The organism is Archangium violaceum (genome assembly GCF_016859125.1).
Classification (GTDB): domain Bacteria; phylum Myxococcota; class Myxococcia; order Myxococcales; family Myxococcaceae; genus Archangium; species Archangium violaceum_A.
The window spans coordinates 358603-380530 of sequence record NZ_CP069338.1; the positions used below are offsets into that span (position 1 = coordinate 358603).

Sequence of the window (21928 nt, forward strand, 5' to 3'; positions counted from 1 at the left end):
CCCCCTTATACCGCCGTTCCGCTACTTCGGGTCCTCGGGCTCCTTCTCGCGCTCCTTCCGCGTCGGCGGCTGCGGCGTGTTGCTCCGCCGGGGCACGGCCACTTCGCCCAGCGGCGTCGGCTGGCACTCGCAGACCGTGCGCCGGGTGCTCGGCTGGTGCACGAAGATGCAGGCGTTCGGGCACTCCTGGAGCTGCCCTTCCTCGAAGAGGGCCAGGGTGTACCCACGCACCGACTTCAGGGTCTCACCGCACTCGGGCATCGCCTGCGCCAGCCTTGGCCACGGCACCAGGTGCTGCGTCGTCACGCCCCGGCTCGTGGGCGCGAACGAGAAGCCCACCTGACAGTCCAACGTCAGCGGCTTGCCGTCCTCGCCGAGTGGATCCAGGTGCAGCCGCCCGCCCTCTGGCAGATCTCGGAACACCGCGCCCGTGACGGCCATCCGTCCGTCCGTCCCTCGCCGCACGTGCAGCCCGAAGCAGGACTCCTCGCGAGGCTCCTCGGGATTCTGGGAGCCCGATCGAGCACAGCGCTGACGGCCCTCGATGACCTGCACGCGTGGCCGGCGAAGCACCAACGTGTCTCCCTGGACGTCCACCGTGGCGCGGAAGCGTCCCCAGACGTCTGGCCCCAGCCGGCCCAGCGTGGTCGGGTTCCTCCACCCCACCCCGGCCTCCAGCACCAGCGGCTTCACCCCCACGTCCGTGGCCACCTCCACCGCGTCCACCAGGAAGGCCCTTGGCGGCAGGTTGGCGCCCGTCTCCAGGGGCTGGAAGCCCTGCGCCTGCGCGGCACCCAGCGCCACTCGCGAGAAGGGCTCGCGGGAGCCCAGCACGAAGGGTCCCGTGAGGACCGCCTCGCCCTGCGTCACCCGTGCCGCCAGCAGCGGCCAGTCGCCCACCGGATCACGGGAGAGCTCGAGCCGATGTACCTCCTCGGCCGGGTCCGCACCGGGAGCGGACGCCTCGGCCAGGTACTCCGAGCGGGGGCGGGACTTCTCGAAGGACACCTCACGGCGCAGCGGCTCCACCGTGAAGGCATAGGGGGACAGCACATCCGCGCCGAGCGTCACCGCGCAGGCGCGCTCGCCGGTGAGCCCCATCCCCCGAGGCCCCAATGGAACACTTCCCACGCGCAGGCCAGACAGGCGCACCAGCGGCCAGTCCCTCAGGCCCCCGGGTCCGGCGTAGACATCCGGCACGCGTGCCGAGCCCATGACAGGAGGAGGAGGCCGCTTGTCATCCCAGCAGCCCGAGGACACCGCGGACAGGGGCCGGGCGACATCCAACACCACCGGCACCGGACGTCCATTCAGGTGGCCCTCCACCACGAGCCGCAGGTTGGGCGAGGGCAGCAGCGGCAGCGTCTGGCCCGCGAGGCTGCCCGGAGCCACGGGCGCGGCGGGGCCCGCCGCCCGGTGACACCCGGCGAGCAGCAACAACAGGGCCCCGAGACACGCGCGCCGCACGGGCTACTTCCGCATCGCCTTCGTGAAGTCGTCGATGCGCGTGCCCTCGGGCGGGTTGATCTTGAACCGATCCGAGTCGATGCCCACGTTCGTCTTCAGGTTGAGGAAGGCGATGGCGTTCTCGCTGCCATCCGGATCCACCACCGTGCTCTTCAGCACCTGCGCCGTCTTCGGGTCCACCTCCAGGCGCACCTGGCGGAAGCGCGGCTCGTCCTTCAGCGGATCCAGCACCAGCAGCGTGCCCTTGCAGTCCTTGCATGCGCCCTTGCTGATGGAGAACTCGTCCGCCAGCTTCCCCTGGCCGAAGAGGAACGTCACCGAGGCCGACAACTGGCTGGTGTCGATGCGGCCCACGCTCAGCGTCTGCGCCTCCGGGTCGTACGCGTACACCTTCTCGCCCGCGAGCACGAAGGTGCGCTTGGAGGGCTTCTCGTACTCCCAACGCATCAGGCCCGGCTTCTTGTAGATGACCGTGCCCGTCGAGCTCTGCGTGCGCCGCAGGGCCTTGTACTTGTAGTCCTGCTTGAAGTCGGCCGAGAAGTCCTGCGTCTTCTCGTAGAAGGCCTGCATCCGTTCCACCAGGTCCTTCACCTCCGGAGCCACCTTCTTCCCGGCGGCCTTGGGAGCCTCGGCGGCCTTGGGGGCGGCTTTGGGAGCGGGGGCCTGCGGGGCTGGCGCCTGGGCGACCACTTGATGGGCAACGGTGGAGGGCACCGGGGCAATCACCGGCGCGGCGAGCAGGGTCACGAGCAGCTTCTCGAGGTACATGGCTTGGGCTCTCTCCAGGCGGGCGAGCGGCCCGCGTTTCCAACTGTACCTACAGACGGGGCCCCGGGCCCGGGATTCAAGGCCTGGGGGTAGAGGGCTTCTTGAAGATGCGCTTCCGTTGTTTCACGGCGAGCACATAGAAGCGGTCGCGCAGTTCCTGGGCCTCGGCCTCGGTCAGGTCTCCCACGCGGCCCAGGTGCTCCTCGCGCCAGGAGATCGCCCGGGTGATGCACGCGGAGGCCGCGGCGGAGATGTTCAGGCTCTGGCTGAAGCCGCGCATGGGAATCCAGAAGGTGCCATCCGAGCCCGCCAGCACCTCCGGACTCACGCCCTCGCGCTCGTTGCCGAAGATGAGGGCGATCTTCGAGTCGAAGCGCATCGAGTAGAGGCTGGTGGCATCTTCGCGGATGGCCGAGGCGTACAGGGAGAAGCCCCGCGACTTGAGGTGCTCGCGGCACGAGGCGAAGTCCTTGTAGAGCCTCACGTCGAGCCACTTGTCGCACCCCTGCCCCACCCGCGAGTTGGGCATGAAGGGCGCCTCGGGGTTGACGATGACGTGCACCTCCTGGAGGCCATTGGCCTCGCAGGTGCGGAGCACGGCGGCGATGTTGAAGCTGTCCTCCAGCCGATCGAGCACGATGGTGAAGGTGCGCGTGCGGTGGGAGATGACCTTGTCGATCTTCTCCTTGCGCACATCGAGCAGGAGGGACTCCGGGTCGATCGGAGCCTTCTCGAGCTTCTCGTAACGGGGACCGCCGCCAGCCATTACCTCAGGACCTCCGGGCCCGCTTCGGCGCGGCCTTCTTCGCGGGAGCCCTGCGCGCTGGGGCCTTCTTCGCCACCGCCTTCTTCGAGGAGGCCTTTCTCGCCGCCACCTTCTTCGCGGCGGCCTTGCGCACCGGAGCCTTCTTCGCCGCCACCTTCTTCGCGGGAACCTTCTTCGCGGCGGCCTTGCGCACCGGGGCCTTCTTCGCCGCCGCCTTCTTCGCGGGAGCCTTCTTCGCCGCGGCCTTCTTCGCGGGGGCCTTCTTCTCCGCGGTCTTCTTCATGGGGGCCTCGGCGGGCCGACGCTCGGAGGGGAGCGCCTTCTTCTCCGCCCGGGGCTTCGGCGGCGGCTCCACGTGCAGCTTGTCCGTCTTGCCGGTGAAGAGCACCTCGGCCACCGCGTCCAGCAGCGGCTGCATGCCCTGACCCGTGGCACACGAGACGGGGAACACGGCGATGCCGCGCTTGCGCATCTCCTCCGTCAACGGCGCGAGCCGCTCCTGCGCGTGCGGCAGGTCCAGCTTGTTGGCGGCCACCACCTGCGGCTTGCGCGCCAGCTCCTCGCTGTACTTGCGCAGTTCCTCGTTGAGCACGTCGAAGTCGTGCAGTGGATCACGCCCCTCGCCCTCGGCGCCCATGTCCAGCAGGTGGATGAGCACCTTGCAGCGCTCCACGTGCCGCAGGAACTGGAGCCCCAGTCCCACGCCCTCGCTGGCGCCCTCGATGAGGCCGGGGATGTCCGCCATCACGAAGGACAGGCCGTCCTTGTACTGAACCAGGCCCAGGTTCGGCACGAGCGTGGTGAACGGGTAGTCGGCGATCTTCGGCCGCGCCCGGCTCACGATGGAGATGAGCGTGCTCTTGCCCGCGTTCGGGTAGCCCAGCAGGCCCACGTCCGCCAGCAGCTTCAGCTCCAGCCGCAGCGTGCGCTCCTCGCCCGGAGTGCCTTCCTGGGCGAAGCGCGGCGTCTGCCGGGTGGAGGTGGCGAAGTTCATGTTGCCCAGGCCGCCCCGGCCGCCCTTGCACACGACGACGCGCTCGCCGGCCGTGTTCAGGTCCGCCAGCACCTCGTCGGTGTCGGCGTCGCGGATGAGCGTGCCCACGGGCACCTTGAGGATCAGATCATCCGACGAGCGACCGTTGCAGTCGCTGCCCATGCCGCCCTCACCGTTCTTCGCCCGGTGGTGCTGCTGGTAGCGGTAGTCCAGCAGCGTGGTGAGCTGGGGATCGGCCTCGAAGATGACCGAGCCCCCGTTGCCCCCGTCTCCACCGCTCGGGCCACCGCGATCGACGTACTTCTCCCGGCGGAAGGCAACGGCCCCGTTGCCTCCGTCTCCGGCCTTCACGTGGATGCGGACTTCATCGACGAATTTCATCCCAGACCCCAGAAATGCGGAACGGGCCGCCTCCGCGTCCAGCGCCAGAGGCGTATGGACCGGGAGCGACCCGCTCGCGAGGCAACCCGGGGAACCCGCTACCGCCAGGCTCCCCTTTCAGACGACACCTGACTAGGCGCTCGCCTGGGCCGGATAGACCGAGACCTTCTTGCGGTCCCGACCCTGCCGCTCGTACTTCACCACCCCGTCCACCGTGGAATAGAGGGTGTAGTCACGACCGAGCTTCACGTTGGCGCCCGGGTGGATGACCGTGCCGAGCTGCCGCACGAGGATGCTCCCCGCGCTCACGGTCTCGCCCGCGAACACCTTCACGCCGCGGTACTGCGGATTGGAATCGCGACCGTTGCGCGACGAACCCTGTCCCTTTTTATGAGCCATGACACCGATTCCTGATGCTGCCGGCGCGCCCCGCGGCGCTCCGGGAAGTTGTGACCCGGACTAGCCGGAGATGGAGGTCACCTTGACCTCGGTGTAGGGCTGACGGTGGCCACGGCGGCGCGTCCAGCCCTCCTTCTCCTTGCGGAAGTGCAGCACCTTGCGGTGCTTGTCCTGGGCGAGAATCTTGCCCACGACCCTGGCGCCCGACACGGTCGGCTGCCCCACCTTCGGGCTGTCGCTCCCACCGAGCATCAGAACATCATTGAAGGTCACCTCGGCGCCGACGTTCCCCGCGACCTTCTCGATCCGGAGCACGTCGCCCTCGGCCACGCGGTACTGCTTCCCGCCCGTGCGAATGACTGCGTACATCGTAGAACCCCTGAGTTTTGTTCCGGGTTGATTCAACCCGTGAAAGGCCGGCGCGCATTTCGGACGGGTAAACCCGCCCTACGATGCAAAGGGCGCCCGATCTACGGGAGAAGGCCAGGGGAGTCAAGGCAGATGCAGAGGGACGGCGCACATACTGCATCCTCCTGACACCCGCCCCCGCTCCAACCCTCCTGTGGACACGGGGAGCCCTACCCACCGCCCGGTTGCCTGCCCGGTGGGTAGGATAGCGGTTTCCCTTATAAAGGATGACCCCCCCATGAGGAAGTCCGGATGGTTGCTCGTTTCCCTGGCGACGGTGGCGATCCTCGGCGGGTGCCGGAGCGCGGCATGTGAGGAGCTCGCCGACGCCTATGCCGACGTGGCCCGGAAGTCCCAGCCCTGCCTGGAGAGCGCTCCCCTGCCCGCCTTCGACCCTGACTTGTGCGAACAGAACCTCCGAGAGTGCGACGGGGAGGATCTGGATCAGCTCCAGGCCCAGATCGTCTGCTACCAGAAGCTCGGCACCTGCCAGCCGGACCAGAGTGCGTCATTCCTCCAGGACATCACCTTCTGCGACAGCCATGCCCTGAGCAACGCGTGCGAGGCGGCCATCTTCTAGGTCCCCCAACTCCAGCGAATGGGCATCCCCGCTTCAACACACCGTGCGTAAGCGTCTTTACTCGCTCCCAGCATGCGAATCACTAGGATGCCCGCCCTCCTTGCGGACACTCGTGAGGAACAAGCGGGGACAAGACACATGAAGAAGATGTTCGGAATGGTGGCCCTCGCGGCCATGGCGCTGACGGGGTGTGGCGACGTCTGTGATGACCTCGAGAACGCGTACGACGAGGTCACCGAGAAGTACGAGCCCTGCCGGGACGCTGGCGAGGTGACAAGCATCGGCATCGACCAGTGCAGCGAGACGATGGAAAGTTGCACGGACGAGGACAAGGAGTCCCTCAGCAAGATGGCCGACTGCTTCCGGGACATGAAGACGTGCTCCCCCGCCGAGGAGGATAAGTTCGAAGCAGCGCTCCTCGGCTGCGCCCTCACCAACGTGGCCAACCTCAGCGAGCCCTGCGAGAAAGCCATCGCCGGAGTCGCCGAAGAGTGAGCCCCAGAGGCGCACTGCGCCCGCGGATAATCGCTCACGGCGCCCCTCCGTGAACCGGTGGCAATCCTGGCCCCGGTCCACGGCGTTCACGCTCGGGCGGTTCACGGTCCACCCGGCGAACCGCTAGAGTGCGCACGCCATGTCCCGTGCCACCCGCCGCATCCCCCTCGTCAACCTGTCCCACTACCGCTCCGGCAACGCCGAGGAGCGCGCCCGCTTCGTCCGGGTGTTCGGCGATGCCCTCAAGGAGTTCGGGTTCGTCTCCATCGAGGGCCACGGCATCGACGACGAACTCATCCGCCGCACCTACGAGGATGTGGCGTCCTTCTTCCACCTGCCGGAGCAGGTGAAGCACCGCTACCACGTCCCCGAGTTCGGCGGTCAGCGCGGCTACACCCCCTTCGGCAAGGAGCACGCGAAGAACCGCACCGTGGGCGACCTCAAGGAGTTCTGGCACGTGGGCCGCGACCTCCCCGAGGGACACCCGCGCCGCCCCAAACTCGCCGCCTACAACGTCTGGCCGGAGGAGGTGCCCACCTTCCGCACCCACACGCTCGCCCTCTACCGCGCGCTCGACGAGGCGGCGGCGGTGATGCTGCGGGCCGTGGCCGAGTACTTCGGCATCGAGCGCAACACCTTCAGCGACATGGCGCAGGACGGCACCTCCGTTCTCCGCGTCATCCACTACCCGCCCCTGAAGGAAAAGTTCATCCCCGGCGCGGTGCGCGCCGCCGAGCACGAGGACATCAACCTCCTCACCCTCCTGTGCGAGGGCACCGCCTCGGGCCTGGAGATCCTCACCCGCGACGGCGAGTGGCTTCCCGTGGACACGCTGCGCGGGCAGATCGTCGTGGACTCGGGCGACATGATGAGCCGGGTGACCAACGGCGTCATCCCCGCAACCACCCACCGCGTGGTCAACCCGCCCTCGGCCGCCGAGGACAACACGCGCTACTCCATGCCCTTCTTCGTGCACCCCCATCCGAAGTGCGTGCTCGAACCCCTGGAGTGCACGGTGACGCCGGACAAGCCGGGCCAGCCCCCCATCACCGCGGAAGCCTTCCTTAATCAGCGCCTGCGGGAGATCGGCCTCATCAAGTAGCGGGGGCCGCGTGGAACCTCCTGGGTCAGAAAAGGCGAAACCCAGCCCCGGGAAGGCGGCTGGGTTCCTGAACACCTGCTACGAGAATCAGTAGTGCGAGGTGGTCATGCGGGCGACCTTGCGCCGGATGCTCTCGCCACTCGTCGAGAAGCACTCATCGCTCACATCGCTTGCCAGGGTGAAGATGCAGCCCGAGAAGGCAACCTGGAAGTTCTCCTCGTTGGCGGTGGTGCACGTAGGCATATCGCTCACGCACTCGGCGAAGTCGCGGATCGCCGCCTGATCATCACTCGAGCAGTTCTCGAACGTTTCCTCCGCCTCGCACTGCTCGACGGACTCGTCCCGATTGGCGTCCGTGATACCACTGGAATAATCATCACCACAGGCGGCGCCCTTCTCACCGAGTTCCACGAAGGCGTCCACGAAATCCTCGCACGCCGAGTTACCGCAGCCCGTCAGAACCATCGAAGCCGCCATCGCCGCGCACAGCACCCGCGCCAACTTCTTCATCTCTTCTGCCCCTCTTTTGAAATGGAAACACGTCGACTGCGGCGCCAATCCTAGTGGATGTCACCCCGGACGTGAAAAACTCTTGAGCCGGGCTGACATCGAAGCGTCGTTTCTACAGCCTATGTGGAAATTGCTCCTGCTCGGATGGCTCGGAATGACTCCAGGTGTGGCCGTGGCCCGGGATTTCCATCCGCTCCTTCATCCGGGGAACCTCGACCTCCGCGTCGAAGGTGGGGCCTCGCTCCTGCCACCCTCCATCGAAGCGGGGATCAGCACGGAGCTCGGCATGGTGCGGCTCGGTGCCGGTACGCTCTCCGTCGGCGCGGAGATCGGCATCCATCAATGCGTGCTCGCGTGCTCGGTGCGCGACCTCCTCGACCTGCGGACGGTCTCGAACCGTGACATCCATGCCCTCGGCCGCGTGGGCTATCACTTCACCCTCGATGACAGGAATGACGACAGGATGAAGCTCTCTGGCTTCCTGCTCGCGGGTGTGATGGAAGCGCGCACCACCCAGCGCTCTCCGGACGACCACTATGAGGGACGTGGGCGGGGTCTGGCATTCGGTCTCGGAGTGGGCGGCAGCTACTTCCTCTCCCCGCCGTTCTTCGTGGGCGGCGAGGCCCGGCTGCGTTTCGCCTCCGGCTCCTATGACGACGGCCGTCACTGGGTCCGAGGAGGCCTCAGCACCCTCCTCCTGGCGGGCATCCGTCTGTTCTGAATCAACTGCCTTCCCGGCTCCGCCCGCCCGTGAGTAGGGTGATGCCGCCGCATGCGCACCCTGTCCTCCGCGAGGGCCCTCCGACCATGACCCCGTACGAGCAGCTCTTCCAGAACAACCGCCTCTGGGCGGAGGAGCAGTTGCGAGCCGATCCCGACTTCTTCAACCGGCTCGCGCGCGAGCAACGCCCGGACTTCCTCTACATCGGCTGCTCCGACAGCCGGGTGCCCGCCAATCAGATCATGGGCCTGTCGCCAGGCGACGTATTCGTGCACCGCAACGTCGCCAACCTGGTCAACAACGTCGACCTGAACGTGATGTCGGTCATCAACTACGGCGTCAAGCACCTCGACGTGAAGCACATCATCGTGTGCGGCCATTACGGGTGCGGCGGCGTGAAGGCGGCCATGCAGCCCCGGGACCTGGGCATCCTCAATCCCTGGCTGCGCAACATCCGCGACGTGTACCGCATGCACAAGGCCGAGCTGGACTCCCTCGAGGACGAGGCGCGGCGCTACGATCGCCTCGTGGAGCTCAACGTCACCGAGCAGTACACCAACATCATCAAGACGGCCGCGGTGCAGCAGTCCTTCCTCGCCCGCGGCTACCCCACCGTGCACGGCTGGGTGTTCGACCTGCGCAACGGGCTCATCAAGGACCTGAACCTCGACTTCCGGGAGACGCTGCGCAACATCCAGGAGGTGTATGACCTGACGGGCACTGTCTGGCGCTGAGGCGTGGCTACTCGCCCAGCTTCTTCTTGAGCAGCCCGTTCACCAGGGCCGGGTTGCCCTTGCCCCTCATCGCCTTCATCACCTGGCCCACGAAGAAGCCATAAATCTGCTTCTTGCCCGCCCTGTACTTCTCCACCTCGCCCGCGTTCTTCGCCAGCACCTCGTCCACCACCGCCTCGATGGCGCCCGTGTCGCTCACCTGCGACAGGCCCTTCTCCGCGATGATGGCCTCCGGGTCCTTCCCCGTCCGGAACATCTCCCCGAACACGTCCTTGCCCGCGTTCGCCGAGATGCTCCCCTTCTCCACCGCCGCCAGCAGGTTGGCGAACTGCACCGTCGAGAAGCGCAGCGTCGTCACGCTCCCGCCCTCGTCCTTCAGCAGCCGCAGCAGCTCCCCGAGGAACCAGTTCGACAGCCGCTTGTAGTCCTTGAAGTGCTGCGCCACCGCCTCGAAGTAGTCCGCCAGCGGGCGCTCCGCGCACAGAATCCTCGCGTCATACGCCGGCAGCCCGTATTGGCTCGTGAAGCGCGACATCTTCGCCCGAGGCAGCTCCGGCAACGACTTCGCCACCTCGTCGATCTGCGCGTCCGTCACGTGCAGCGGCGGCAGGTCCGGCTCCGGGAAGTAGCGGTAGTCGTGCGCCTCCTCCTTCGAGCGCATCGAGCGCGTCACGCCCTTGTTCGGATCGTACAGCCGCGTCTCCTGATCCACCTTCCCGCCCGACTCGATGAGGTCCACCTGCCGGGAGATCTCGTACTCGATGGCCTGCTTCACGAACCGGAACGAGTTGATGTTCTTGAGCTCCACCCGCTGGCCATACGCCGTGGCGCCCTTGCGCATCACCGACACGTTGGCGTCGCAGCGGAACGAGCCCTCCTCCATGTTCCCGTCGTTCACCCCGAGGTACACCAGCACGTCCCGCAGCGCCTTGAGGTAGTCCACCGCCTCGTCCGCGCTCCGCAGGTCCGGCTCGCTGACGATCTCCAGCAACGGCACGCCCGCGCGGTTCAGGTCCACCAGACTCTCGGAGGCCGACGCATCGTGCACGCTCTTGCCCGCGTCCTCCTCCATGTGGATGCGGCGCACGCGGATGACCTTCTCCCCCTCGGGCGTGTCGATGGAGAGCTGGCCCCACTCGCAGATGGGCTGGTCGAACTGGGTGATTTGATAGCCCTTGGGCAGATCCGGATAGAAGTAGTTCTTCCGGCTCCACACGCTCGTCTTCTTGATGGTGCAGCCGAGCGCCAGTCCCGTGCGGATGGCGAACTCCACCACGCGCGCGTTGAGCACCGGCAGCACCCCGGGCAGGCCCAGGCACACCGGACAGGTGTTGTGGTTCGGCGCCGCGCCGAACTCGGTGGAGCAGCCGCAGAAGATCTTCGTGTTCGTCAGCTGTTGGGCGTGGACCTCGAGCCCGATGACCGGCTGGAAATCGCTCAGGGGCATGGCGTCTCCCGGAAGTCCTCTCTCAAATGGGGGCCTGGCGGCGCACGTAGTCGTGCTCGCGCTCGAAGGCCCGGGCAATCCGCAACAGCTTCGCCTCGTCGAACGGGCGGCCCATGAGCTGCAACCCGATGGGCAGGCCCGCCTTCGTGAAGCCGCACGGCAGTGACAGGCCGGGCAGTCCCGCCAGATTGCACGGCAGCGTGCACACGTCCATGAGGTACATGGACAGCGGGTCGTTCACCTTCTCGCCCAGCTTGAAGGCCGGCACCGGCGACGTGGGCGTCACCACCGCGTCCACCTGGGTGAAGGCCTTCGCGAAGTCCTCGCGGATGAGCGTCCGCACCTTCTGCGCCCTCAGGTAGTAGGCGTCGTAGTAGCCCGCCGACAGCGCGTAGGTGCCCAGCATGATGCGGCGCTTCACCTCGGGGCCGAAGCCCTGATCGCGCGTCAGGCCGTACATGTCCTTGAGGCCCTTGGTATCGCGCGCCCGGTGGCCATAGCGCACGCCGTCGTAGCGGGCCAGGTTGCTCGAGGCCTCCGCCGGGGCGATCAGGTAGTAGGCCGCCAGCGCGTACTTCGTGTGCGGCAGCGAGAGGTCCACCAGCGTGGCGCCCAGCCGCTCGTACTCCTTCAGGGCCGCGCGCACCGACGCCTCCACCTCGGGATCCATGCCCTCGACGAAGTACTCGCGCGGCACGCCCAGCCTCAGCCCCGCCACCCCGTGCTCCAGGTCCGCCAGGTAGTCCGGCACGTCCGCCGGCGCCGAGGTGGAGTCCAGCGGATCATGCCGCGCCAGCACCTGCAGCAGCGCCGCCACGTCCCCCACCGTGCGAGCCATGGGGCCCGGCGCGTCCAGCGACGAGGCGTAGGAGATGACGCCGTAGCGCGACACGCGCCCATACGTGGGCTTGAGCCCCACGGTGTTGGTGAGCGCCGCCGGCTGACGGATGGAGCCGCCCGTGTCCGTGCCCAGCGTGCCGAACACCTCGCGCGCCGCCAGCGCCGCCGCCGAGCCTCCCGAGGAGCCTCCCGGCGTCCGCGTCAGATCCCACGGGTTGTGGCAGGGGCCGAAGGCGCTCGATTCGTTGGACGAGCCCATCGCGAACTCGTCCTGGTTGAGCTTGCCGAGGATCGGCAGGCCCGCTTCCTTCAACAGCCTCACCGAGGTGGCGTCGTACGGCGGGACGAAGCCCTCGAGGATACGCGAGGCGCAGGTCGTCTCCACGCCCTCGGTGAGGAAGATGTCCTTGACGGCCACCGGCACGCCATCGAGCGGCCCGAGCGGGTTGCCGTCCTTGCGGCGCGCATCGCTGGCCTCGGCGGCCGCCAGCGCTCCGTGCTCGTCCAGCCGCAGGAAGGCCTTCACCTTCCCATCCACCTGGGCGATGCGCGCCAGGCACGCCTGGGTGGCCTCCACGGAGCTCGTCTCCCTCGAGGCCAGCTTCGCCGCCAGCTCCAGCAGGGTCAGGTCGGTCAGCTGCATGGTGTCACTCCAGGATCTTCGGAACGGCGAAGCTGGTGCCCACCTTGGCCGGCGCGTTGGCCAGCGACTTCTCCGGGGGCAGAGAGGGCCTCGACACGTCCTCGCGCAGGAGCGAGGACGCGAGCGTGGCATGCGAGGTCGGCTCCACTCCGCTCACGTCGAGCTCCTGGAGTTGGTTCACCGCATCGAGGATGGCGGAGAGCTGCTCCGCGTAACGCGTCTCCTCCTCGGACGTGAGCGACAACCGGGCCAGGGTGGCCACATGGCGGACCTGCTCGACGGTGAGCTTCATGGCTCCGACCTCCTGATGAACTACTTGCCCTTGAAGAGGTTGAGAACGGCGCCCATCCACCTGCCATCCTTCTCGTGCGCCATCTGCTCCTGCAGCCGCTCCAGCTCGCCCGAGTCCAGGAAGACGCCATGGCAGTTGAAGCAGGTGTCGATCTCGATGTCGCCCCGCTTCAGCTCCTGCAGGTCCATGCCGCACTTGGGGCACTTCATGAAGTGCAGCTTCTTGAGCTCCTCGCGCTGCTGAGCGGCCATGGACTGGGACTGCTGGATGGCCAGCTTGCGCTTCTTCTCGATTTCCTCGCGCGCGAAGTACTCCTCTTCGGTCGACGACGGCTTGTCCTGGGTGGCCATGATGTAGGTCTCCTTTTCTTGATACTCGGCGCCGGAAACATACATGCTCCGCCACGGACCGGTGCCGCAAAGTGGCCGCCTCGTATACCGCCGGACGGCCAGCCGGAAAATTGACCGCCCCCCCTCCCTCCCTACACTCCGCGGACGGCTGCTACAGCCCGCTACGGGGAGTGTGAGAAGTCATGTCGGAACGGAAGGCCAGAGCGGAGAAGTCGGTCCTTTCGCGGCAGGAGATCGCCACGCGGCGCAAGGCGCTCGCGGAGAAGAAGGCGAAGCGAGGAGGAGGCGACGCGGGCCCCGGTCAACGGGCCCTCGTGGGACTCTTCCTGCTGGCCGCCTCGGTACTGTCGCTCGTGTCGGTGGCCACCTTCAGCGCGAAGGACCGCAAGGGCCCCGGCTTCGAGAACGCGGTGGGCCCCATGGGCCACCTCATCGCCGAAGGCCTGCGCGGAGCACTCGGGATGTGGGCCTATCTGCTCCCGCTGTGTGGCGTCTACGCCGCCATGGTCGTCTTCGTGGGCAGCCGGGAGCGGCGCCGCTGGCCGCAGATCGTGGCCTTCGTGCTGCTGACGCTGAGCGGCGCGGTGCTGGCCCAGCTCTTCATCGGTAACCAGCCCGGCCAGGCCCACCCGCCCGGAGGCTTCGTGGGCGCCACGCTCGGCGGCATGCTGGTGGGGATGTTCTCCACCGTCGGCACCATCATCCTGGTGACGACCGTGTGCGCCGCCGCGCTCATCGTTGGCACCCAGTACACCTTCCTCAAGCTGTGCTCGCTGGCGTGGGCCGGAGCGTGCGTGCTCGGCCGGCGCATCCAGGAGAACGCCCTCGCCATCTGGGAGCAGCAGAAGGTGGCCTACAAGGAGCGCCAGGAGCGCGCCGCCCAGGAGAGGGAGGAGGAGGCCGCCTTCCTCGCGCAGCTCGAGGAGGAGGAAGCGGAGCTCGAGGAGGCCGAGCGACTGGCCGCCGAGGCCGAGGCCGCCGATGCGGAGGCCATGGCCGAGGAGGCCGTACGCCTGGCCCGCCAGGAGGAGAAGGAGCGCGCCGCCGCCGCCAAGCAGGCCGCCAAGGACGCTCGCGAGGCCGCGAAGCAGGCGTCCCGCGAGAAGAAGCCCACCGAGGCCGCCGCCCCCGCGCTCGCTCCGGGAGCGGATCCGGTGTGGGCCAACTTCCTGGCGCCCTCGGCCGCCGCCAACGCGGTGCCCAACCCGCCTCCCGCCGACGCCGCGAAGGGCAAGCGCGGCAAGACGCCGAACATCGTCACCGGTCCGGTCCCCTCCGCGGAGCAGCCCGCCGCTCCGGCCGCGGAGCCCGCGGTGGCCGCTCCGCCCGTGGCCGCTGCGCCCGCTCCGGCGGCGGCCCAGGCTCCGGCCTCGCCCGCGGCCATCGTCCCGGCCCAACCCTCCGCGCTGGCGGCTCGCATGCCGCTCATCGTGGAGCCCAAGGCCCCGCCCAAGCCCACCGCCGTCGTCGCCAAGAAGAAGGACCAGGAGCAGTTCCAGTTCGTGGGCGGCCGCACCAGCTTCTCGCTGCCCCCGCTGGACGTGCTGGAGATCGAGAAGAAGGAGCGCTCCGCGCTGGACAAGGAGGCCTTCCTCACCACGGCGGAGAAGCTGCGCGCGAAGCTCGCCGACTTCGGCATCTCCGGCGAGGTGGTGGAGATCCGCCCCGGCCCCGTCGTCACCATGTACGAGTTCCTCCCGGGACCCGGCATCAAGGTGAGCAAGATCGCCGCGCTCCAGGACGACCTGGCCATGGCCATGGAGGCCATGCGGGTGCGTATCGTCGCCCCCATCCCCGGCAAGGGCGTGGTCGGTATCGAGGTGCCCAACCGCGATCGCGAGACGGTCTACCTCAAGGAGATCGCCGAGCAGGACGTCTTCCAGAAGTCGGCCAGCAAGCTGACCATGTGCGTGGGCAAGGACATCGAGGGCATGCCGTACGTCTTCGACCTGGCCAAGGCGCCCCACCTGCTCATCGCGGGTACCACCGGCTCCGGTAAGTCCGTGGCGGTGAACTCGATGATCATGAGCATCCTCCTGAAGTCCACGCCGGAGGAGGTCCGCTTCATCATGGTGGACCCGAAGATGCTTGAGCTCTCCGTCTACGAGGGCATTCCCCACCTGCTGCTGCCGGTGGTGACGGATCCGAAGAAGGCGGCGCTCGCGCTGCGCTGGGCCGTGGAGGAGATGGAGCGGCGCTACCAGATGCTGTCCGAGGCGGGCGTGCGCAACATCGCCGGCTTCAACAAGTTCGTGGAGACGCAGGACGCCGAGAAGGCCAACGCGAAGCCCGCCGAGGAGTCCGCGAAGAAGGCCACGCCGAAGAAGCCCAAGAAGGTGGTCGTGGTGGACGTGGCCACCCCCGAGGACGCCATCATCGAGGAGCCCGCGTCCGCCAGCGCCAGCTCGGGCCCCGGGGTCGCCGCGCCCAGGGACGACGTGGAGGAGCTGCGCGAGACCCTGCCCGAGCCCGAGGAGGCACCGGAGAGCGTCCAGGCCGCCGCCGAGGAGGACGACGACGACGGGATGTCCGACGCCGTGGAGGCCGCGCTCGAGGCCGCCGGCGCCGAATCGCCCCGCGAGGAGAAGAAGGAGTGGAAGAAGCTGCCCTACATCGTGGTCATCATCGATGAGCTGGCGGACCTGATGATGGTGGCCAGCCGCGAGGTGGAGACGTACGTGGCGCGCCTGGCGCAGATGGCTCGCGCGGCCGGCATCCACCTGATGGTGGCCACGCAGCGCCCGTCCACGGACGTCGTCACGGGCATCATCAAGGCCAACTTCCCCACGCGCATCAGCTTCATGCTGCGCTCCAAGCCGGACTCGATGACGATCCTCGGCACGGTGGGCGCCGAGGCCCTGCTGGGCATGGGCGACATGCTCATCATGCCGCCCACGAGCGCGCACCTGCAGCGCGTGCACGGCGCCTTCGTCTCGGAGAACGAAATCAAGAAGGCGGTGGACCACCTCAAGTCGCAGGGCAAGCCCGTCTACGACGAGTCCATCCTCAAGCCGCGCGACGAGGAGGGCGAGGGTGGCGGTGGCGAGGAGGACGAGCTGTCCGACGAGCTGTACGATCAGGCGCTCGCGACGGTGAGCGAGATGCGGGCGGTGTCCATCTCGATGCTCCAGCGCAAGATGCGCATCGGCTACAACCGCGCCGCGCGAATGATCGAGCGCATGGAGCGCGACGGTGTGGTGGGCCCGGCGGATGGCGCCAAACCGCGTGAGGTGCTCATCCGCGCCGTGGGAGAGATGCCCGGCGCCGCGTGAGCCCTGGGCCCTCCGCTCCCATCCCCCGGGTCGGAGGGCTCCATCCGATAGCAGTCATGAAAGAACCGGAAGAGTCGGGAATGTGAAGAAGAACCGCGTGTCCTCTTTCCCGTGCCGGTCCTTTCTCTACCCTGCGAGTCCTGATGAAACTTTACACCCCATCGGGTTCCATCTCCCGGGCGCTGGTGGTGCTCGCCACCCTGACGGGAGCGCTGTTCGCCCCGGCCGCGGAGGCCCAGAATGGCGCTCCGAGCCTGGACGTCAATCGCTTTCACCCCGCGCCGGGCTCCGGCCGTCTGCTCACCGTCGACCTCGCCGACGTGGGCCGCTCGCCCGGGGTGGTGTCCCAGTTCGTGCTGCACTACGCGGACCTGCCGCTCGCCTACACCTTCGGCGATGAAGTGACGGGCAAGCTGGTGAGGGATCGCATCACGGCGGACCTGTCCTTCGCCTTCTCCCTGCTGGACAGGGTGCAGCTCAGCGTGGCCCTGCCGGTGACGCTCCACCAGGCTGGAGATCTCATCACCTACCCGGACGTGGTGACGCGCGAGCCGCGCGCGCTTCCGGGCATCTCCGCAAGCGGGCTGGAGGACCTGCGGCTGGGCCTCAAGGGGCGCTTCTGGAGCAACGAGCAGTTCGGGTTCGGCGGTGTGGCCGAGGTGGTGGCACCCACGGGCAACGCCGGGAGCTTCCTCGGCTCGGAGAGCGTGACAGGCACGGCGAGGCTCGTCGGCCACGCCCGGTTCCAGCGGCTGACGGTGGCGCTCAACCTCGGCTGGCGGTGGGCGGCGAGCGAGCAGCGGTTGCTCAACATCCGCTCCGGCAACGGCCTGCTCTACGGCGCGGGTGTGGAGGTCGAAGTCGCGCGCTACGCGAACATGCCCATCTCCCTGCTCGGTGAGGTGTATGGGCTGGCCGCTCCAGGGGCCACCGATGGCGTGAGCAGCCCCGCCGAGGCGATGCTCGCGGGCAAGGCGCAGGTGCGTGACTGGAGCGTCTTCCTCGGCGCGGGCTCGGGACTCAACGCGGGCTATGGAGAGCCCCGGGTGCGGGTGATGGCGGGCCTGTCCTATTCGTGGCAGTACCGGCCGAAGCCGCCGCCGCTCGTTCCGCCCTCCGTGCTCCCGGTGATTCCGTCCCAGCCACCGAGCATCACCGTGGGCGAGCAGGACGTCCGCCTCCAGCTGTGGGAGCCGGTGTATTTCGCCTTCGCCAAGGACACCATCGACCCGGTGAGCTTCCCGCTGCTCGACGAGGTGGCCCGCTTCATCCGCGAGCACCCCGAGCTCGGCCCCATCCGCATCGACGGCCACACGGATGACGTGGGGAGCGATCAGTACAACCTGGAGCTGTCGCAGCGCCGGGCCAAGGCCATCCGCGAGTACCTCGGCACCAAGGGCGTGCCGGCGGAGCGGCTGAGCCATGTGGGCTACGGCAAGCGTTGCCCCCTGCTCTCCAATGCGACCGAGGAGGGCCGTGCCGTCAACCGGCGGGTGGACTTCATCCTCGTCAACCGCGAGCGCCGCCACCCTCGCCCCGGCGAGTGCCCCGAGCGGCCCACTCCGACCCCGGCCCCCACCCCCACCCCGAACCAGGCCCAGTCCCGAAAGTAAGGAGCAACCATGCGCCATGCCCCCTACTTGATGTTGGTGGTGCTCGCCGCCTCGGCCGCGCCGGCGTTCGCCTTCGAGGACGTCAACTGCAACGGCATCGATCGCTCGGTCGAGAAGGATCCCACGTCCTTCCCGCCGAGAGACTGCATCGACTATTCGCTCAACGGCCTGTCGTGCCGAGAGGGTGAGCTCCCCCCGTTGCGCGCGTGCGATGACTATGTCGCTCAGGGCCCCGGACAGGCGGCCACCTGCGGCCCACAGCTCGCCGTGGACCAGGACGCGGATCGGCTCGGTGACGCGTGTGACAACTGCCCCGCCCTGGCCAATCCCGACCAACTGGACTCGGACGGAGATGGGGTCGGGGATGCCTGTGACATCTGCCCCGCCCAGGCCAATCCCGACCAGCTGGACTCGGATGGAGATGGGATTGGTGACGCGTGTGACAACTGCCCTTCCCGGGCCAATCCCGACCAGCGGGACTCGGACGGGGACGGAGCCGGAGACGTGTGTGACGTCTGCCAGGGCCAATCCAATGCGGATCAGCGGGACTCGGACGGGGATGGGCTGGGCGATGTGTGTGACAACTGCTCGGGCCGCGCCAACCCCGACCAGCGGGATGAAGACGGGGACGGGCTGGGGGATGTGTGCGATGTCTGCCCCGCGATCGCCAACAGCGGCCAGCAGGACGTGGACGACGATGGGGTGGGCGATGTGTGCGACATCTGCCCGTCAGTGCCCAACCCCCAACAGGAGGACACGGACGGCGATGGCCTGGGCAATGCGTGCGATGTCTGCCCCGCCAAGGCCGGCACCTCCCAGGTCGACGTGGACGGCGATGGCGTGGGCGATGCGTGCGACAACTGCCCGCAGGACGCCAACACCGACCAGGAGGAGTCCTCGCTCTACCCGGGGCTGGGCGCGGTCTGCACGCCGGGCATGAGGGGCGGCGGAGGCTGCTCGACGGACGGGGGCGGCCTGGGCGGAGTGCTGGGAGGGAGCGCACTCGGAGTCGTGGTGCTGCTGCTCGGCGTGAGCCGTCGGCGCAAGCGGACCCCCTGAGCACCCGGGCACGGGGCGGGATACAACTCCCGCCCATGACCGTTGCCCGCACGATGATCGTCACCATCAACCGCTTCCGGACGTCCGCCGAGGAGGCCGAGCGCCTGGAGGCCTCCTTCCAGTCGGAGGATTTCAGGGCGACCAAGGCGGCCAGCGCCCGGCAGGACGCCATCTGCAGCATGTACGAAGTGGTGACGCAGTGAGCAGCTTCTGAAGAGCCGAACGGCTTTCCCGTTTGAAACCGGGCCAGCATCCGTTAAGGCGAGCCCCCCTATGGCTGAACGTCTCGCCCTCTTCGCCACCACCGCCCGCGGAACCGAGGACCTCCTGGCCGAGGAGCTCAAGGAGCTCGGCGCGCGCCGCATCCGTCAGGACCGGGGCGGGGTGCGCTTCATGGCCTCGCTCGACGAGGCGCTGAAGGTATGTCTCTGGTCGCGCATCGCCATGCGCGTGCTCTACCCGCTGGGCGAATTCGAGGCCCGCGGCGCCGAGGGCCTGTACGAGGCCGTGGCCAGCGTCCCCTGGGAGGAGCACCTGACGCCGGAGACCACCTTCGCGGTGGAGGCGACGCTCAAGGACAGCGAGCACAGCCATACGGGCTTCGTGGCGCTCAAGGTGAAGGACGCGGTGGTGGACCGGATGCGTGACAAGCGGGGGGCCCGGCCGGACGTGGACCCCCGGAATCCGGACGTGCGCGTGGTGGCCCACCTGGTGCGCGAGCGGTTGTCGCTCTCGTTGGACCTCTGTGGCGAGCCCCTGCACCGCCGGGGTTACCGGGTGCGTCCAACGCCGGCCCCGCTGAAGGAGACGCTGGCCGCGGCCCTGCTGCGCGCCGCGGGCTACACGGGCGAGGAGGGGCTGGTGGACCCGATGTGTGGCTCGGGGACGATCCTCATCGAGGGGGGCCTCATCGCCCGGAGACGCGCCCCTGGCATCAACCGGGACTTCGCGGTGGAGAAGTGGCCCCACCTGGGCGCGCGTGCACGGGAGTTGCTCGACGACCTGCGCGCGGATGCCCGCCGCAGCGAGCGCAAGGTGACGGTGCCGCTGCTCGGCTTCGACAAGGATCCGGAGGCGCTGGAGGCCGCGCGGCGCAACGTGAAGGCGGCGAAGCTGGCGGAGGAGATCCACCTCGAGGAGGGCGACGCGACGAAGCTCCCTCCCCTGCCCGAGAGCGGCGGACTCATCCTCACCAATCCCCCGTATGGAGACCGGCTGGGCTCGGGCGGACAGAAGGGAATGAAGACCTTCTATTTCAAGCTGGGCGACAGCCTGCGCTCGCTGCCGGGCTGGCGCGTGTGGGTGCTCTCGGGCAACCCGGCCTTCGAGAGCGCCTTCCATGCGCGCCCGCGGAGCCGACGCGACCTGTGGAATGGCCCCATCGCCTGCACGCTGCTCGGCTACTCGGCGGTGCCGGTGCGCACGGGCGCGCAGGGCTCAGAAGCGCCGCTCGGTGTGCCGGAGAAGACGCAGGATGTTGCTTCGGTGCGTCCAGAGGATGAGGGCGAAGAGCAGGGCTGAGAGCCACGCGTACTCGGGGGCGAGCGCGATGAGGGAGGCGACGGCGACGGCCGTCATGCCCCCGGCCAGGGAGCCCACGGAGCTCACGCGCCAGGCCGCCACGAGCCCCGCGTAGACGAGCGCCCCGGAGATGGCCGCCAGCGGCACGAGCACGGCGAGCACCCCGAGCGCGGTGGCCACGCCCTTGCCGCCCTGCAGCTTGAGCCACACGGGGTAGACGTGGCCGAGGAAGGCGGCGAGCCCCACCGCCGCGTGCACCCGGGGGGCACCGGGCATCAGCCACAGGGCGAGGGCCACGGCCAGGGCGCCCTTGAGCGCATCCAGCAGCAGCACCACCGCGCCGAGCTTCTTGCCGGCCACACGGGTGACGTTGGTGGCGCCGATGTTGCCGCTGCCGCTCTGGCGGACGTCCACGCCGCGCAGCCAGCGGGTGAGCAGGACGCCGAAGGGCACGGAGCCCGCCAGGTAACCGAACAGGAGAAGGGCGGCGGCGTGCAAGGAGCCCCCTAGGCGAGCAGGTAGGGGAACTTCGCCTTCACCACCACCCAGGCGTAGTTGACGAGGACGATGGCGGCGGCGGCGATGCGGACCCAGTGCCACTCGGTGGGCGAGAGCTCGAGCTGGGGGATGGGCATGGCGAAGACGAGGTGCAGCAACATCACCACGATCATGAGGGCGAAGAAGAGGGCGGCCACCGTCCCGAGCGGGTTGGCGTCCCAGGCTCCGGCGAGGTTGAAGTGAGCCACCCGGTCCGCGACCCGCGTCAGCCCGCAGCCGAGGCAGGGCCACCCGGTGGTTTCCCGCAGGGCACAGCCCCAGAAGGGAATGAGCCTGGCCACGGGGATGTAGCGGGCGACGAACAACCCGACGAGACCCACGAGGCCGAGCACGTCGGCGAGACCGAAGGTGCGGTTGGGCTTGGGGAGGGAGACCTTCACGTTGGGTAGTGTAACCGGGAAGGAGGGCTCCTTGCCCGGACAAAGGCTTCGGGCTATCGGTGAGGGATGAAGACCTTCCGCTCCGCCCTGCTGACGCTGTTCGCCCTTCCCCTCGTGGCGCTCGCCGAGGCCCCCGCCCCGGCCGCGCAGAAGCCCGCCGAGGCCGCCGCGAAGTCGGGGAAGGTGCAGGAGGATTGTCCCCACCCGCCGCCCCCCGCGGATGCGAAGCCGGCCTCGGGCTGGACGCTGACGCGCGGCGAGGCGCTGAAGGGGGCCCCCGCGGTGACGCTCGCCGAGCTGCTGACGAAGCCGCAGGCCCACGACGGCAAGACGGTGCGCGTGGAGGGCCAGGTGCGCAAGGCCTGCCAGAAGAAGGGGTGCTGGATGGAGCTCGCCGAGGGCCAGAAGGGCGCCGGGGTGCGGGTGACGTTCAAGGACTACGGCTTCTTCGTGCCCGTGGACTCGGCGGGCTCGGCGGCGCGGGTGGAGGGAGTGGTGAAGGTGACGGAGCTGAGCGAGGCCATGGCGAAGCACTACGAGGCCGAGGGCGCCATGGTGCCGCGTGGCGGCGACGGCAAGCCGCGCGAGGTACAGCTGGTGGCCACGGGCGTTGAGCTGCGCCGCTGAA

At 68.5% G+C, this 21928-nt stretch carries 24 protein-coding genes; 11 read left to right on the forward strand and 13 right to left on the reverse strand.

Annotated features, from left to right (window positions below; genetic code table 11):
- Positions 1-21 precede the first annotated feature (21 nt).
- The 6 genes from JQX13_RS01500 to rplU all read right to left on the reverse strand — a co-directional run bounded on the left by JQX13_RS01500 (position 22) and on the right by rplU (position 5144).
- On the reverse strand, positions 22-1467 hold the full coding sequence (locus JQX13_RS01500; RefSeq protein ID WP_203407305.1) for a hypothetical protein: 1446 nt from the start codon (positions 1465-1467) through the stop codon (positions 22-24).
- 3 nt (positions 1468-1470) lie between these two features.
- Positions 1471-2235, reverse strand: coding sequence for a LolA family protein (locus JQX13_RS01505; protein WP_203407307.1), 765 nt, complete (start codon positions 2233-2235; stop codon positions 1471-1473).
- A gap of 76 nt (positions 2236-2311) precedes the next feature.
- Positions 2312-3001: a TrmH family RNA methyltransferase gene (locus tag JQX13_RS01510; protein WP_203407309.1), complete on the reverse strand. Its 690-nt coding sequence runs from the start codon at positions 2999-3001 to the stop codon at positions 2312-2314.
- A gap of 4 nt (positions 3002-3005) precedes the next feature.
- A complete protein-coding gene (gene obgE, locus JQX13_RS01515; protein WP_203407311.1) occupies positions 3006-4376 on the reverse strand; it encodes a GTPase ObgE in 1371 nt (456 codons plus the stop codon).
- A 132-nt stretch (positions 4377-4508) separates the two neighbouring features.
- On the reverse strand, positions 4509-4775 hold the full coding sequence (rpmA, locus tag JQX13_RS01520) for a 50S ribosomal protein L27 (RefSeq protein WP_108073897.1): 267 nt from the start codon (positions 4773-4775) through the stop codon (positions 4509-4511).
- Positions 4776-4835: 60 nt separating this feature from the next.
- Positions 4836-5144, reverse strand: a complete 309-nt coding sequence (rplU, locus tag JQX13_RS01525; RefSeq protein ID WP_203407313.1) for a 50S ribosomal protein L21 — start codon at positions 5142-5144, stop codon at positions 4836-4838.
- Positions 5145-5421: 277 nt separating this feature from the next.
- Here rplU and JQX13_RS01530 point away from each other — a divergent pair, with 277 nt between their 5' ends.
- The 3 genes from JQX13_RS01530 to JQX13_RS01540 all read left to right on the forward strand — a co-directional run bounded on the left by JQX13_RS01530 (position 5422) and on the right by JQX13_RS01540 (position 7360).
- A complete protein-coding gene (locus tag JQX13_RS01530) occupies positions 5422-5763 on the forward strand; it encodes a hypothetical protein (protein ID WP_203407314.1) in 342 nt (113 codons plus the stop codon).
- Positions 5764-5901: 138 nt separating this feature from the next.
- Positions 5902-6258 (forward strand): hypothetical protein, encoded by a 357-nt coding sequence (locus JQX13_RS01535; RefSeq protein WP_203407315.1) that lies wholly within the window; start codon positions 5902-5904, stop codon positions 6256-6258.
- Between the two features lie 139 nt (positions 6259-6397).
- Positions 6398-7360: an isopenicillin N synthase family dioxygenase gene (locus JQX13_RS01540; RefSeq protein ID WP_203407316.1), complete on the forward strand. Its 963-nt coding sequence runs from the start codon at positions 6398-6400 to the stop codon at positions 7358-7360.
- 87 nt (positions 7361-7447) lie between these two features.
- Here the strand turns inward: JQX13_RS01540 and JQX13_RS01545 are convergent, their stop codons facing one another.
- On the reverse strand, positions 7448-7870 hold the full coding sequence (locus JQX13_RS01545) for a hypothetical protein (protein ID WP_203407317.1): 423 nt from the start codon (positions 7868-7870) through the stop codon (positions 7448-7450).
- 154 nt (positions 7871-8024) lie between these two features.
- Between JQX13_RS01545 and JQX13_RS01550 the strand changes: the two genes are divergently transcribed.
- Both JQX13_RS01550 and JQX13_RS01555 read left to right on the forward strand, forming a co-directional pair.
- A complete protein-coding gene (locus JQX13_RS01550; protein ID WP_203407318.1) occupies positions 8025-8591 on the forward strand; it encodes a hypothetical protein in 567 nt (188 codons plus the stop codon).
- A gap of 86 nt (positions 8592-8677) precedes the next feature.
- The gene (locus JQX13_RS01555) at positions 8678-9325 is read left to right on the forward strand and encodes a carbonic anhydrase (RefSeq protein WP_203407319.1); all 648 of its coding nucleotides are present in this window, start codon (positions 8678-8680) and stop codon (positions 9323-9325) included.
- A 7-nt stretch (positions 9326-9332) separates the two neighbouring features.
- Here the strand turns inward: JQX13_RS01555 and gatB are convergent, their stop codons facing one another.
- The 4 genes from gatB to JQX13_RS01575 are packed head-to-tail and all read right to left on the reverse strand — an operon-like array spanning position 9333 to position 12897.
- Entirely contained in the window at positions 9333-10772 is a 1440-nt protein-coding gene (gatB, locus tag JQX13_RS01560; protein WP_203407320.1) for an Asp-tRNA(Asn)/Glu-tRNA(Gln) amidotransferase subunit GatB, read from the reverse strand.
- A gap of 22 nt (positions 10773-10794) precedes the next feature.
- Positions 10795-12255 (reverse strand): Asp-tRNA(Asn)/Glu-tRNA(Gln) amidotransferase subunit GatA, encoded by a 1461-nt coding sequence (gene gatA / locus JQX13_RS01565; RefSeq protein WP_203407321.1) that lies wholly within the window; start codon positions 12253-12255, stop codon positions 10795-10797.
- 4 nt (positions 12256-12259) lie between these two features.
- Positions 12260-12547 carry an Asp-tRNA(Asn)/Glu-tRNA(Gln) amidotransferase subunit GatC gene (gene gatC, locus JQX13_RS01570; protein WP_203407322.1) on the reverse strand — a complete coding sequence of 96 codons (288 nt, stop codon included), beginning with the start codon at positions 12545-12547 and terminating at the stop codon, positions 12260-12262.
- Positions 12548-12567: 20 nt separating this feature from the next.
- Entirely contained in the window at positions 12568-12897 is a 330-nt protein-coding gene (locus tag JQX13_RS01575) for a zf-TFIIB domain-containing protein (protein ID WP_203407323.1), read from the reverse strand.
- Between the two features lie 182 nt (positions 12898-13079).
- On the opposite strand from JQX13_RS01575, the gene JQX13_RS01580 reads away from it, so the two are divergent.
- The 5 genes from JQX13_RS01580 to JQX13_RS01600 all read left to right on the forward strand — a co-directional run bounded on the left by JQX13_RS01580 (position 13080) and on the right by JQX13_RS01600 (position 20362).
- On the forward strand, positions 13080-16169 hold the full coding sequence (locus JQX13_RS01580; protein ID WP_203407324.1) for a DNA translocase FtsK: 3090 nt from the start codon (positions 13080-13082) through the stop codon (positions 16167-16169).
- Positions 16170-16312: 143 nt separating this feature from the next.
- Positions 16313-17782 carry an OmpA family protein gene (locus JQX13_RS01585; RefSeq protein ID WP_203407325.1) on the forward strand — a complete coding sequence of 490 codons (1470 nt, stop codon included), beginning with the start codon at positions 16313-16315 and terminating at the stop codon, positions 17780-17782.
- A 9-nt stretch (positions 17783-17791) separates the two neighbouring features.
- A complete protein-coding gene (locus JQX13_RS01590; protein ID WP_239014467.1) occupies positions 17792-18841 on the forward strand; it encodes a thrombospondin type 3 repeat-containing protein in 1050 nt (349 codons plus the stop codon).
- 35 nt (positions 18842-18876) lie between these two features.
- Positions 18877-19044: a hypothetical protein gene (locus tag JQX13_RS01595; protein WP_203407326.1), complete on the forward strand. Its 168-nt coding sequence runs from the start codon at positions 18877-18879 to the stop codon at positions 19042-19044.
- 70 nt (positions 19045-19114) lie between these two features.
- A complete protein-coding gene (locus JQX13_RS01600) occupies positions 19115-20362 on the forward strand; it encodes a THUMP domain-containing class I SAM-dependent RNA methyltransferase (protein ID WP_203407327.1) in 1248 nt (415 codons plus the stop codon).
- On the opposite strand, the gene plsY is transcribed toward JQX13_RS01600, so the two are convergent.
- Both plsY and JQX13_RS01610 read right to left on the reverse strand, forming a co-directional pair.
- Positions 20279-20860 carry a glycerol-3-phosphate 1-O-acyltransferase PlsY gene (gene plsY / locus JQX13_RS01605; RefSeq protein ID WP_203407328.1) on the reverse strand — a complete coding sequence of 194 codons (582 nt, stop codon included), beginning with the start codon at positions 20858-20860 and terminating at the stop codon, positions 20279-20281. The two genes, JQX13_RS01600 and plsY, sit on opposite strands and share 84 nt — an antisense overlap.
- Positions 20861-20868: 8 nt before the next feature.
- Complete coding sequence (locus tag JQX13_RS01610) at positions 20869-21300, reverse strand: DUF2752 domain-containing protein (protein WP_203407329.1); 432 nt, start codon at positions 21298-21300, stop codon at positions 20869-20871.
- Between the two features lie 66 nt (positions 21301-21366).
- Between JQX13_RS01610 and JQX13_RS01615 the strand changes: the two genes are divergently transcribed.
- Complete coding sequence (locus JQX13_RS01615) at positions 21367-21927, forward strand: DUF4920 domain-containing protein (RefSeq protein ID WP_203407330.1); 561 nt, start codon at positions 21367-21369, stop codon at positions 21925-21927.
- Position 21928: the final 1 nt, after the last annotated feature.